The organism is Peribacillus sp. 05N428, assembly GCF_056397085.1.
This window is the reverse complement of sequence record NZ_JBFTMS010000045.1, coordinates 23473-35283: the sequence shown is the minus strand read 5'-3', so window position 1 is coordinate 35283 and position 11811 is coordinate 23473. Positions and strand designations below refer to the sequence as shown.

14 protein-coding genes and 11 tRNA genes are annotated in these 11811 nt (G+C 41.3%); 1 reads left to right on the top strand and 24 read right to left on the bottom strand.

From position 1 onward, the window contains the following. Positions 1–150 precede the first annotated feature (150 nt). The 12 genes from AC1DIV_RS25550 to AC1DIV_RS25495 form a co-directional block, all read right to left on the bottom strand. Positions 151–224: transfer RNA gene (locus tag AC1DIV_RS25550), tRNA-Gly, on the bottom strand. A gap of 33 nt (positions 225–257) precedes the next feature. After that, a tRNA-Pro gene (locus tag AC1DIV_RS25545) sits at positions 258–334 on the bottom strand. Between the two features lie 7 nt (positions 335–341). Further along, positions 342–418 (bottom strand) — tRNA-Arg (locus AC1DIV_RS25540). Positions 419–436: 18 nt separating this feature from the next. Beyond that, positions 437–522, bottom strand: a tRNA-Leu gene (locus tag AC1DIV_RS25535). Positions 523–581: 59 nt separating this feature from the next. Next, positions 582–663: transfer RNA gene (locus tag AC1DIV_RS25530), tRNA-Leu, on the bottom strand. Positions 664–675: 12 nt separating this feature from the next. Continuing rightward, positions 676–751: transfer RNA gene (locus AC1DIV_RS25525), tRNA-Lys, on the bottom strand. Positions 752–761: 10 nt separating this feature from the next. Then, positions 762–836, bottom strand: a tRNA-Gln gene (locus AC1DIV_RS25520). A gap of 80 nt (positions 837–916) precedes the next feature. Next, positions 917–992: transfer RNA gene (locus AC1DIV_RS25515), tRNA-Asp, on the bottom strand. Between the two features lie 25 nt (positions 993–1017). Continuing rightward, positions 1018–1089 (bottom strand) — tRNA-Glu (locus AC1DIV_RS25510). Between the two features lie 22 nt (positions 1090–1111). Continuing rightward, positions 1112–1202: transfer RNA gene (locus AC1DIV_RS25505), tRNA-Ser, on the bottom strand. A gap of 8 nt (positions 1203–1210) precedes the next feature. Continuing rightward, positions 1211–1285, bottom strand: a tRNA-Asn gene (locus AC1DIV_RS25500). Between the two features lie 132 nt (positions 1286–1417). Then, entirely contained in the window at positions 1418–1897 is a 480-nt protein-coding gene (locus tag AC1DIV_RS25495) for a SprT family protein (protein ID WP_048682064.1), read from the bottom strand. Positions 1898–1980: 83 nt separating this feature from the next. On the opposite strand from AC1DIV_RS25495, the gene cmpA reads away from it, so the two are divergent. Continuing rightward, positions 1981–2100 (top strand): cortex morphogenetic protein CmpA, encoded by a 120-nt coding sequence (gene cmpA / locus AC1DIV_RS25490; protein ID WP_089364909.1) that lies wholly within the window; start codon positions 1981–1983, stop codon positions 2098–2100. A 74-nt stretch (positions 2101–2174) separates the two neighbouring features. Here cmpA and AC1DIV_RS25485 read toward each other — a convergent pair whose 3' ends face one another. From AC1DIV_RS25485 to alr, 12 genes are all read right to left on the bottom strand, one after another. Next, positions 2175–4358 (bottom strand): Tex family protein, encoded by a 2184-nt coding sequence (locus AC1DIV_RS25485; RefSeq protein ID WP_340878341.1) that lies wholly within the window; start codon positions 4356–4358, stop codon positions 2175–2177. A gap of 92 nt (positions 4359–4450) precedes the next feature. Further along, entirely contained in the window at positions 4451–5062 is a 612-nt protein-coding gene (locus AC1DIV_RS25480) for a SpoIIE family protein phosphatase (protein ID WP_251544078.1), read from the bottom strand. Further along, the gene (gene sigB / locus AC1DIV_RS25475; protein WP_034306363.1) at positions 5059–5847 is read right to left on the bottom strand and encodes an RNA polymerase sigma factor SigB; all 789 of its coding nucleotides are present in this window, start codon (positions 5845–5847) and stop codon (positions 5059–5061) included. Before sigB ends, AC1DIV_RS25480 begins: the two co-directional genes overlap by 4 nt. Next, positions 5825–6298: an anti-sigma B factor RsbW gene (gene rsbW / locus AC1DIV_RS25470; protein ID WP_034306366.1), complete on the bottom strand. Its 474-nt coding sequence runs from the start codon at positions 6296–6298 to the stop codon at positions 5825–5827. Before rsbW ends, sigB begins: the two co-directional genes overlap by 23 nt. After that, positions 6295–6627: an anti-sigma factor antagonist gene (locus tag AC1DIV_RS25465; protein WP_034306369.1), complete on the bottom strand. Its 333-nt coding sequence runs from the start codon at positions 6625–6627 to the stop codon at positions 6295–6297. Before AC1DIV_RS25465 ends, rsbW begins: the two co-directional genes overlap by 4 nt. Positions 6628–6686: 59 nt before the next feature. Next, positions 6687–7697 (bottom strand): PP2C family protein-serine/threonine phosphatase, encoded by a 1011-nt coding sequence (locus tag AC1DIV_RS25460; RefSeq protein ID WP_048682059.1) that lies wholly within the window; start codon positions 7695–7697, stop codon positions 6687–6689. A gap of 9 nt (positions 7698–7706) precedes the next feature. Further along, a complete protein-coding gene (locus tag AC1DIV_RS25455; RefSeq protein WP_048682056.1) occupies positions 7707–8108 on the bottom strand; it encodes an anti-sigma regulatory factor in 402 nt (133 codons plus the stop codon). A 3-nt stretch (positions 8109–8111) separates the two neighbouring features. After that, on the bottom strand, positions 8112–8468 hold the full coding sequence (locus AC1DIV_RS25450; protein WP_048682053.1) for an STAS domain-containing protein: 357 nt from the start codon (positions 8466–8468) through the stop codon (positions 8112–8114). Between the two features lie 2 nt (positions 8469–8470). After that, entirely contained in the window at positions 8471–9298 is an 828-nt protein-coding gene (locus tag AC1DIV_RS25445) for an RsbT co-antagonist protein RsbRA (protein ID WP_048682050.1), read from the bottom strand. 409 nt (positions 9299–9707) lie between these two features. After that, a complete protein-coding gene (locus tag AC1DIV_RS25440; RefSeq protein ID WP_034306610.1) occupies positions 9708–10058 on the bottom strand; it encodes a type II toxin-antitoxin system PemK/MazF family toxin in 351 nt (116 codons plus the stop codon). A 7-nt stretch (positions 10059–10065) separates the two neighbouring features. Continuing rightward, on the bottom strand, positions 10066–10347 hold the full coding sequence (locus AC1DIV_RS25435; RefSeq protein ID WP_034306380.1) for a CopG family ribbon-helix-helix protein: 282 nt from the start codon (positions 10345–10347) through the stop codon (positions 10066–10068). A gap of 160 nt (positions 10348–10507) precedes the next feature. Then, positions 10508–11695: an alanine racemase gene (alr, locus tag AC1DIV_RS25430; protein WP_340878340.1), complete on the bottom strand. Its 1188-nt coding sequence runs from the start codon at positions 11693–11695 to the stop codon at positions 10508–10510. Positions 11696–11811 lie beyond the last annotated feature (116 nt).

Here is an 11811-nt window from a genome sequence, read left to right as displayed (position 1 = left end):
TGTATTAGGCACGCCGCCAGCGTTCGTCCTGAGCCAGGATCAAACTCTCCGAAGAAATGTTTGACTTGCTCATTTGCTTTTTTGATAGTGTGTGCTCACTTAAAATTTAACGTTGGCGCTTTGTTTTGTTCAGTTTTCAAAGAGCAATAATGGAGCGGGTGAAGAGAATCGAACTCTCATCATCAGCTTGGAAGGCTGATGTTTTACCACTAAACTACACCCGCATTTAATTTTAAAGTATTTTCAGAAAGAAAGGATGGTCGGGAAGACAGGATTCGAACCTGCGACCCCTTGGTCCCAAACCAAGTGCTCTACCAAGCTGAGCTACTTCCCGTAAAATATGGTGCGCCCGGCGGGAGTCGAACCTACAACCTTCTGATTCGTAGTCAGATGCTCTATCCAATTGAGCTACGGGCGCTAATTTCTATGATGTTATTGGTGCGGCCGAGAGGAGTCGAACCTCCACGGGGTTTCCCCCACTAGGCCCTCAACCTAGCGCGTCTGCCATTCCGCCACGACCGCGAAAGCGACTTTGTAAGCTTAACACCTTTTCAACTTGATGTCAAGAAGAAAAATTTCAGTGCGGGTGAAGGGACTTGAACCCCCACGCCTTGCGGCGCCAGATCCTAAGTCTGGTGCGTCTGCCAATTCCGCCACACCCGCGAAAAAAATAAATGGTGAGCCATGAAGGATTCGAACCTTCGACCCTCTGATTAAAAGTCAGATGCTCTACCAACTGAGCTAATGGCTCTAAATGAAAATGGCTGGGCTAGAAGGGATCGAACCTTCGCATGACGGAATCAAAATCCGTTGCCTTACCGCTTGGCTATAGCCCAATAATCAAATACTAATTAACAACCAGGATAATATTATATCACGATAATATTTATTTGGCAAGTGTTTTTTGAAGAAAAAATGGCGGTCCCGACGGGAATCGAACCCGCGATCTCCTGCGTGACAGGCAGGCATGTTAACCGCTACACCACGGGACCAGTATTTTGATTGTGTATAAGAAAGTGACCCATACGGGATTCGAACCCGTGTTACCGCCGTGAAAGGGCGGTGTCTTAACCGCTTGACCAATGGGCCTTGATATAAAAATGTGTGTAACTGGCGGAGAAGGAGGGATTTGAACCCTCGCGCCGCTTACGCGACCTACACCCTTAGCAGGGGCGCCTCTTCAGCCTCTTGAGTACTTCCCCAAAAAAAATGGCTCCGCAGGTAGGACTCGAACCTACGACCGTTCGGTTAACAGCCGAATGCTCTACCACTGAGCTACTGCGGAATAATGAAAATTGGGTTCCTTTTTCACGCTCAAGGACCTTAGTGTTTGTCGTTAAGGACAAGTTGTTATCTTGTCGACTCTTATGATTATAAAGAGGTTGCAACCTAAAGTCAAGAGTTCTTTTGTGTTTTTTTATTTTTTTGTTTTTTGCTCCTTAAACCCTTGGTAAATCAATGTTCCACGACATTTACCACAAACGAAACGGGTAGTGTCGATTCGTTTTTTTCTTATATATACCTGCTGACAGTCTTCACATTTATATTGAATTGTATTCATCTTTTTCTTTAATTGGTTAGATGGCAGCGGCTCGCAAAATCTCGGTGCCCCCACTTTTTTGAGTAAATGCTTAAAGTCCGCATCACGATGCTGGTACCCCTTCTTCTCGATGTGCAGATGGTAATGGCACAATTCATGTTTAATGATTCCAATCATTTCTTCCACACCGCGTTCATCAAGATACTTCTTATTTATTTCTATATTGTGTGAACGGAGCAAGTATCGTCCTCCTGTTGTCCGGAGACGCGGATTAAAACTCGCTTGGTGTCTAAAGGCCTTTTTAAAGTCTTTCAACGAAATTTCTTCTACTAGTTTTTGCAATTGACGATTATCCATTTCCCCCTCCCTTTCCTTGGTAACATGACAACCCATTATAACATAGACTAATAATACAATAGGAAACTAAGGGAGGAAAAGCTATGCCTAATTGGTTCCAGAATCAAATCCGCAAAGCCTTTTATGAAAAGGATTATTATCAAGTGAAGATGTTGAATCAATGTTGGTTTTTTTATCAAAAGAAAGAAAGTCTCAGGTTATAGATTCGACATTGTTCCAAGTATAAATACATCATTTCAAAAAAACCCCTTCTAATATAGAAGGAGCTTACCTTAGGCTAGTTTTGATCCTTTGGCTCGAGCATCGTTAAAGATACCCTTTGCTTTTGGGAGTCAACAAGTTCGACCCAGACTGTGACAACATCCCCAACGGCAACTACATCCAATGGGTGCTTTACAAACCGGTTGCTCAGTTTAGAAATATGCACCAGTCCATCCTGTTTAACACCGATGTCCACAAACGCACCAAAATCCACAACATTCCTCACTGTACCTTGTAATTCCATCCCAGTTTGCAGATCCTCCATTTTTAGTACATCCTGCTTAAGCAGCGGTTTTGATAACTCATCCCGAGGATCTCTTCCCGGTTTCATCAAATCATCGATGATATCTTTAATCGTAATTTCCCCAATTTCCAATTCATTGACCAAATCAGCCGGATTTAATTTACCTAACTCTTCATTCAGTGCATCACTGCCTAAATCATCAGATGTGAATCCCATTTTCTTCAATAATTTATTCACGGCACTGTAGTTCTCAGGATGTATCGCGGTTTGATCTAAAGGTTCATCTCCATTAATGATACGTAAGAACCCTATACATTGTTCATATGTTTTGGCACCAAGCCGGGGAATCTTCTTTAATTCCTTCCTGCTTGAAAACTTCCCTTCCACTTCCCTTTTCTTCACAATATTTTGAGCAACCGATTTTGATAAACCAGCTACATATTGTAATAGAGACGATGAAGCGGTATTGACATTAACACCCACCTGGTTAACAGCTGTTTCCACTACAAAGGTGAGGGATTCCGTTAACTTTTTCTGAGACACATCATGTTGATACTGGCCTACTCCCACCGATTGCGGATCAATTTTTACAAGTTCAGCAAGGGGATCTTGAAGCCTTCTGCCTATCGAAACGGCGCTTCTCTGTTCTACTTGAAGATCCGGAAACTCTTCACGGGCAATATCCGAAGCTGAATACACACTAGCTCCCGCTTCATTAACAATTATATATGAAACGTTCCCTTTCACTTCTTTTAGAATATCTGCAATGAATTGCTCTGATTCACGTGATGCCGTACCATTGCCGATTGCCACGATCTCAACCGAGAACCGCTGAAGTATTTCGATTGTTTTTTCACGGGCAGCATGAAGTTTCGCAGCAGGAGGATGCGGATAGATTACACTGATATCGAGTACCTTTCCAGTTTCATCAATGACAGCAAGTTTACAGCCAGTCCGATATGCCGGATCTAAGGCGAGGACCACTTTTCCTTTAAGAGGAGGCTGCAAGAGCAGGTTCCGGAGGTTTTCAGAAAAAATGTGGATAGCTTGATCCTCCGCTTTTTCCGTCAGCTCTTTTCTGATCTCCCGCTCTACAGAAGGCATGATCAAACGCTTAAGTCCATCCTCAATCGCAGATTTAAGAACAACTTGGGCTTCAGATTTGTTATTTTTAATGATTTTACGTTCCAGATGACCAATGATGACTTCAGTCCTGGGCTGAATGGAAATTCGCAAAACCTCTTCCTTTTCACCTCTATTCAGCGCCAATACCCGATGTGGTACGATTCTTTGAACCGGCTCCTCATATTCATAGTACATTTCAAAGATTTTTTTCTCGTCTTTCTCTTCATTTTTCACAGTTGAAACCACTTTTCCAGCTTTGAAAATTTCAGCCCTTATCCACTTCCTTAATTCCGCATCATCGGAAATATGTTCAGCTATGATATCCTGCGCACCTGCAATAGCCTCTTCAATAGAAGGAACTTCTTTTTCTGCCGATATGAATTCAGCTGCTTTTTCACTGACTCGAGGATGCATTTGACATTCCAAAAGCCAATTAGCCAGTGGTTCAAGACCCTTTTCTTTAGCAACTGTCGCTTTCGTTCTCCTTTTTTGTTTGAATGGCCTGTATAAATCCTCGACTTCCTGCAGTTTTGTTGCCTTCTCGATTTGTTTTGTTAATTCTTCCGTCAATTTTCCCTGTTCACCAATTGAACGCGTAACTTCCGCTTTCCTCTGGCCAAGGTTTTCTAGATAGTTCCATCTTTCCATAATGGAACGAATCTGCACTTCATCAAGTGAACCAGTCATTTCTTTTCTATACCGTGCGATAAAAGGGACAGTATTCCCCTCTTGCAGCATCTGTATGACGTTTTGGACCTGATGATTTTTCAAAGTCAGCTCATTGGATATTTGTTTTATCAATTCTTTTAATGTATCTTCTATAACGATCATTTTGTATACCTCCAACCTTTTGATCTAATATATATAGTCTAGCAAATGAGCGATGAAGTTGCGAATTCCATACAAAAAAGCTCACTTCCGAATCATGGCGAAAGTAAGCTTCCTAAAATGAAAGTTGTATCATCTGCAGTTAATGGACTGCTTTTTAATATGCATTGGGCGTTCTTATCGATAGGGACCAGCCTTTTTAAAAAAGACTTAGCTCCCTTAAGTTCCAAACCATCGGAATGAAGAATGAATTTTGCATTTGGTTCATATTTGTATCTCTGCGTCCTGTATTTTTGTTTCCTGCCGGATAAATACCCTGTAACAGGTAAAGGGTAAACGAGTTTATCGTCGCTTGGATTATACAGGAAAAAGCGGATGTTACCCACTGAACTGTATACAAATTCATTCTTGTCATAAAAGATTTTCAAAATGGAAACGGCTGCCCCCCGTTTATCGACTAAAACTTGATTGCACACTGCCATTAATGCTTCCACATCCAAATCATGATTACGTTTAACTTCCTCGATGACGGCATGGGATGAATCGTATGCATTTTTCCCGCTGCCTAGCCCATCTGCCAGGACACATACAAAGTATTCTTCCGTATGAAGAAAAAAGTAATCATCGCCACAGTAAACCATCCCGTTTTTAGACGATTGAGAGACAAGGACTTCTATTTTTTCTCCCCTCAGAATATCTTTGATCACTGAATTAACTCCGAGTTTTCAGCATTAATGGCTTCTTGAAGTTTCTTGATCGCGCGGCGTTGGAGCCTTGACACATGCATTTGGGAAATCCCAAGCTTATCGCCAGCTTCTTTCTGGCTTAAATTCTCTAAATAAGTATGTTGAATGATCATCTTTTCACGGTCACTCAGCACATGAAGCACTTTTTCAAGCACAAGACGCTGATTGACCTTTTCAAAACCTTCATCGACATTTCCGAATATATCAAGCAATGTGACAGTGCCGCCATCAGAATCCGCCTCAATTGAATGATCCACGGATAAAGCTTGATAGCTTTTTCCCATTTCCATCGCCTCTAAAACTTCTTCCTCGGTCACGCCTATACTATCGGCTATTTCATCTATTCTTGGTGAACGGTGCAGAGTTGTCGTTAACTCCTCGACAGTCACCCTGATTTTTGGACCTAGTTCCTTAATTCTCCTTGGCACATGGACACTCCATGTTTTGTCACGAAGGAACCTTTTGATTTCCCCGATAATAGTGGGGACGGCAAATGCCTCAAAGCTCTTGCCGAAAGATTCATCATATCGTCGAATGGCACCTAATAGACCAATCATGCCGACTTGGGAGATATCCTCCTGAAATGATTTCCCTTTCGCATACTTACGGGAGATTGTTTCAACCAAACTTTTATAATGGATGACGAGATTACTCTGCGCTTCTTCATCTTGATTCTGCTGGTAAGCTCTGATCCATTCATTTACCTGTTCTCTTTGTGCCTGATTAGGTTGAGACTGTTTTTGCATCCATCTCCACCTGCTCTCCTTCTAAAAACTTAGTCATAAATACAGTAACCCCATCATGCTGATGAATTTTTACATCATCCATCAGAGTTTCAATAAGGTAAAGACCCAAGCCTCCTTCTCTCAAAAGTTCGACTTTTTGTCCATTTTCGTATGGACCTAGCCCTTGACGAACCTCCTCGAAATTACAGCTCTTGCCACTATCGGAAACCATGACCTCCAAACGGTCAGGATAAAGGCCGAAACTTACTTTCACTTCACCTTTTTCAGAATCCTTATATGCATGCTGTACCGCATTTGTACAAGCCTCACTGGTAGCGATTTTCAAATCCTCTATTTCATCATACGCAAATCCCATCCGGCTTCCAATTCCAGAAAGCGTTAAACGAATGACACCGATGAATTCTGGTTTTGCAGGTATTTTCATTTCGATGTAATCATATACTTGACTCATTCTAACCCACCCTCTGTACCACTTTTTATATCAATGATATCTGCAAGACCTGTTATATCAAATAAACGTCGTAACCTTTCCGATAATCCAACTAACGTGAACTCGCCATTATGTGCCCTTACGCTTTTAAAAGCACCGACGAATACCCCAAGTCCCGTACTATCCATATACGAAACTTCAGTTAGATCAATAGTAATCGAAACATTTTCCTGCTCTGAAATTGGAAATAATGATTCTCTTAGTTTCGGCGCAGTATAAGCATCGATTTCACCTTTTAGTTTTACATTAAATTCAGTATTCAATTCATTAACATCTACTGTTATATTCATCCTTGACCCACCTCTTCAAATCCTCTTCATTCCTATATCTATACCCAGCAGAAACAATACTAAACATTTGATTTTAAAATTATTAATGTAAAATCATCCCTCAGTTGGAAGTTCTGCATTTTCTCCAATTGTTTATATATATTATTCACCATTTCCTGGGCTTGCAAATGCATATTCTTTCTAATCAAACCAATAAGCGTTTCCCTTTCTATGAACCCATCATTCGTGCGGCACTCCGTTACTCCGTCAGATAATAAAATGATCATGTCTCCACGATTCACCGTTTTTTCATATTGGCGATACCTTGTTTTTTTATCAACGCCAAGCAACAAGCCCTTTGCATCTAAATCGCTAAAAGTACCTGTAGCTGCGTCATAGTAAAATCCAGGTTCATGTCCGGCTGAAGCATAGGAAAATTGCCTGTCATGCGGATCATATAAACCATAAAACATGGTTATGAACATGCTTGGATCAACATTATGCTCCACAACCCGGTTCAAGCTCTCAAGTACACTATTCGGTTCATGACGATGCTCCGGAAGACTGTCCATCGCATATTTGATCATCGACATGCACAGCGCAGCAGGGATCCCTTTTCCTATGACATCGGCTATCCCTACCCCTATACGCTCATTTTCATCCTGGACGAAGTGATAGTAATCCCCGTTCATCTGCCTCGCAGGAACACTGATCGCCCCGATTTCAAGAGCTTTGATATCAGGAATTTCCGTTTCCAAAAGAGTATGTTGAACGTTTGCCGCTATCTCGATTTCCGTTTTCAGTTCCTGCTGTTGATGTCTGAGGCTTTGATGTTCACGGTATGCAATGCCGTAGCCCATCATGACTTCTAGCAGAAAATCGAAAGAATCCAATACTTTTCCCGGTAATTCCGGGTAAAGTTCCATTAAGTTATTTTTATGCATACTTATGATTTCTTCTGGAGATATATTGTATTTGATATGTAGGCGGCTAATCTTCTGCCCTTGATAGAGTGCCTGCTCATTTTGGTCTTTAAGATAAGTAGAAAGCGCCTCATGATACTTTTTCTCCATGTTCTCCCTAATATCCATAGTCCCCCCCTAACGGAGCCATTTCGTCGCGATAATCTTAGTCCCTTCACCTGGTATCGATTCAATATCAAAGTCATCCATTAAACGTTTGGCTCCAGGAAGGCCTGCCCCCAGCCCCCCTGAGGTGGTATATCCATCTTCCATGACTCTGCGGATATCCTCAATTCCCGGCCCTTGGTCTTCTGCAATGATTTTCAATCCTGACTTCCCATTTATATTTAGCTTTTCTATGCTAACACTGCCTTGTCCAGCATATAGGTATATGTTTCGGGCCAATTCGCTAATGGCCGTTGTGATTCTGGCCTGGTCTACAGTACCGAACCCCAACTCTTTAGCGACATTTCTTCCGAGCTGCCTTGCAGCTACGATGTCCCATTCATTTATGATTTTTACGCAGGATTGGAACTCCATTCTTTAATCCCCCAATTCCTGTTGTAATTTCTCCAGGCCTTTCTCTAAGTCTAATGCTGTCAGAACATCATCGAGACTAATTCCTAGTTCAATCAATGTTATTGCAACAGCAGGCTGGATTCCCGTAATTACAACTTTGGCCCCCATAAGCTTAGACATGCTAAAGACATCGCCTAATACCTTTGCGATAAAAGAATCAATAAAATCGATTGAGGTAATATCTATAACAACGCCATTCGCGCTTGTTTCATGAATCTTATGCAGTAAATCCTCTTGAAATTGAAGGGCTGTCACATCATCCAATTCCCACTGTATAGAGACTAACAAGCAGTCATAAAGCTTTAATATCGGAATCCTCATACTTATCCCTCCACCTTTACGATCTTACGGCTCGTTAATTCCAACGCAACTTCTATCCCTTTTTTCAACGTATTTTTTGTAATCACTTCATTTAAATTAATGCCAAGATTAACGATGGTTTGAGCTATTTCAGGGCGGATGCCGCATAGTATACATTTGGCGCCCACTAATCTGACTGCCTCAGCAGCTTGAATGATATGGTGGGCAACCATGGTATCCACGACCGGCACGCCCGTAATATCAATAAGAACGACTTCAGATCTATGCTTAACCACGCCAGTCAACAGGTTTTCCATTATCTGTTTGGCACGTTCCGTATCAATCGTACCAATCAGCGGCATTACCGTAATTCCTTCCAATACAGGAATGAGCGGTGCCGAAAGTTCTTGCAACGCTATTTTTTGCATGGAAACGGTTCTTTCCCAAGTTTGAGTATATATATTGACTATTTCATTATTTATCGGTGTCGCCCATTTATCCAAATGGTTAACGAGATTGACTTGATTATCAGGAGTAACGAGACCCTTTTCCACCATTCCATTAATGACAATTAACGTGAACTTATGAAGTCCTTCATTGACGAAAGTAAGAGGCCATCCCAATTGGACGACTTTCTCGGCAAAATCTGAAAGCTTCAATGTGAATTCCTTGTTTTTACTATCAACGTTCGTTATGATCATATCTATAAATTCACTGCTCGTTTGCGTGAACATTCGATCTGAGACAACTTTAATTAATCTTTCGTCCGTACTTTCCTTCATGATGCCCATCCACTCAGTAAGGATGTAATCTTGATTTTGCTTAATAAAATCGTAAACCAATTGATTCATAATATCCTCCCATTCTAACACAATTGCTATGTTTCCCTGTCCACGTCACAAGGATGTTAACTAACTGTAATGTTATTTCCATTTGGATTTCCTTCGAGTTTCTCCACTGCACTTTTGCTTTTTTTAGGTATTTACAACATAACTACATACCCGAAATTCAGGTAAGAAAAACATAAATTAATGAAAAGTTAGGGAGATACCATAAAAAACAATGACATTCCATCCAATATCTAACTGTATAATGTTTTTATTCGTCAAATTTTTCATATTTCCTCCCTGTTTACTTTTTGGACACATGTTTATGTCATAAAAAAAACACGATTCCCACAGTACAGGAATCGTGCCATCTAAATAATATCAAGAATGATTTGTATTATACTAACGCCCGGTTTAACGGGAAAAATTTTCTTTAAAACTCAATGAGGCCTAAACTTATTTGCAAAGCTTCATTGACTTTTTGCATCATCGGTTCGTCAAGATGCGTAATTTTATCAGTTAAACGCTGCTTATCGATAGTCCGGATCTGTTCTAATAAAATGACGGAATCCCGTTCGAATCCGTACTTTTTTGCATTAATCTCAACATGTGTAGGCAATTTCGCTTTTTGAATTTGAGCTGTAATGGCTGCCACGATCACAGTCGGACTAAAGCGATTACCAATATCGTTTTGTAAAATTAGTACCGGACGGGTTCCACCCTGCTCTGAACCGACTACCGGGGAAAGGTCTGCGAAGTATACGTCACCACGCTTAACAACAATCAATGGCTCAGCCTCCGCTAACTAATCGTTCAACGCAATGACCAGCCTCGAATTCAGCCTGGAAGGCTTCAGAAGCAATCGTTAAATTAATGGCCGCCATTTCAATATAACCGCGTTTCATCGATTCACGAAACTCTTTCTTTTTACGTTCGCGAAGATACATTTTTGTGGCACGATAAATAAATTCACTGCGATTCACATTTTCCTCACTCGCATACCCGTCTAACTCTGTTAAAAAATTTTGAGGTAATCGAATTAATATCTCTCTTGTTGCGCTGGATTCAGACACAAACATACACCTCCACCATCACTACACACCTTTATTATATATCCTTTTCAATATTACCATTAAATTGCCTATCTGCAAAGAGTATATTCTATTCTCAATCCTATTATCAGCATAATAAAGGAAATCTTATTCACAATCTTAGGATTTTTTTACAATCCGCTCATTCCAAAATGAAGTTGCGTGCATGATTCATCTGATTGTCTTTCATATATATGCGGGGCACTCTTGCTCCTATCATGCATGTCACCTCATAGTTGATCGTTTCCAATTTTGCCGCTATCTCATCGACAGTGATCGATTCATCCCCATCATTCCCGATTAATGTGACCACTGTTCCTACAGGGTATGGTCCAGGCAGCTTGATCATGCATTGATCCATGCAAATCCTTCCGACTATGGGCACTCTTTTTCCATCCACAAGAACTTCCTGACCTTGCAGCTTACGGATCCAACCGTCAGCATACCCGATTGGCAAAGTTCCAATCCATTCATCACCTTCAGACGTATAAGTCGCTCCATAACTAACGCTTTCACCCTTAGCAAGCAGTTTAACCGCGACCATCTCCGTTCTCAATGATATAGCCTGTTTTAATGGAAATGGCAATATCGGCTTCATTTCCATGGAAGGACTCAAACCATACATGGAAATCCCCATTCTTATTGCATTCCATTCTGAATCGGTGAACCTTAAAGAAGCTGCACTATTGGCTGCATGAACATATTCCGGCTTTCCCGTCAATTCGGAAAGCATCCCTTTAAAGAAAGCAAGCTGCTTTTCATATAAGTCCGTCTTCATTTCATCCGCAGTCGCGAAATGAGTGAATATCCCTTGGAAATTGAAACAAGCTTCCCTCTTAAGCAAACTTTCCACTTTCATGAGTTTACCTTTATCTCGAATGCCGATTCTCCCCATGCCGCTATCCACTTTTACATGGATTTGCAAAACTTGTCCCGGTTTCAACAAATCCTTTGCCTTCTCCAACCATGCTTCATCGAAAACCGTCACGGAAATCCCATGCTCGGCAGCAAGCGCTGCACTTTCAGGCCTAGAAGCCCCAAGGACAAGAATCGGAGCCAATATACCTTTTTTCCGTAAGGCAAGAGCCTCATCCAAAAAAGCTACACTTAAAAAATCCGCCCCCGCATCAAGCGCCGTTTTAGCCACTTCATAGTCCCCGTGGCCATAAGCATTGGCTTTAACGACAGCGAAAAGACTAACGCCCTTTCTCAGACTTTTTTTCATTGAAGAGATATTTTCAAAAATATTATCCAAATTTACTTCTGCCCACGTATCTCGATGAAATATTTTCGTTTCCAAGACCTTTTCCTTCTTTCCTGCACTCACCATAAGATTCTTCCCAGTAGCGAAGTTTTCGTTTCATTATAGGACCATTCTATAACCAACCGCTAGAAAGATAAAGTGCTTTTTCACCTTGATCCTCATTTCCCAGCTGCCAGCCTAAA

Excerpts from the sequence above, each read along its gene's own strand:
- AC1DIV_RS25495 (WP_048682064.1), bottom strand. The coding sequence starts at position 1,897 with ATGGATAATCGTCAATTGCAAAAACTAGTAGAAGAAATTTCGTTGAAA.
- cmpA (WP_089364909.1), top strand. The coding sequence starts at position 1,981 with ATGCCTAATTGGTTCCAGAATCAAATCCGCAAAGCCTTTTATGAAAAG.
- AC1DIV_RS25485 (WP_340878341.1), bottom strand. The coding sequence starts at position 4,358 with ATGATCGTTATAGAAGATACATTAAAAGAATTGATAAAACAAATATCC.
- sigB (WP_034306363.1), bottom strand. The coding sequence starts at position 5,847 with ATGCAAAAACAGTCTCAACCTAATCAGGCACAAAGAGAACAGGTAAAT.
- rsbW (WP_034306366.1), bottom strand. The coding sequence starts at position 6,298 with ATGAGTCAAGTATATGATTACATCGAAATGAAAATACCTGCAAAACCA.
- AC1DIV_RS25465 (WP_034306369.1), bottom strand. The coding sequence starts at position 6,627 with ATGAATATAACAGTAGATGTTAATGAATTGAATACTGAATTTAATGTA.
- AC1DIV_RS25460 (WP_048682059.1), bottom strand. The coding sequence starts at position 7,697 with ATGGATATTAGGGAGAACATGGAGAAAAAGTATCATGAGGCGCTTTCT.
- AC1DIV_RS25455 (WP_048682056.1), bottom strand. The coding sequence starts at position 8,108 with ATGGAGTTCCAATCCTGCGTAAAAATCATAAATGAATGGGACATCGTA.
- AC1DIV_RS25450 (WP_048682053.1), bottom strand. The coding sequence starts at position 8,468 with ATGAGGATTCCGATATTAAAGCTTTATGACTGCTTGTTAGTCTCTATA.
- AC1DIV_RS25445 (WP_048682050.1), bottom strand. The coding sequence starts at position 9,298 with ATGAATCAATTGGTTTACGATTTTATTAAGCAAAATCAAGATTACATC.
- alr (WP_340878340.1), bottom strand. The coding sequence starts at position 11,695 with ATGGTGAGTGCAGGAAAGAAGGAAAAGGTCTTGGAAACGAAAATATTT.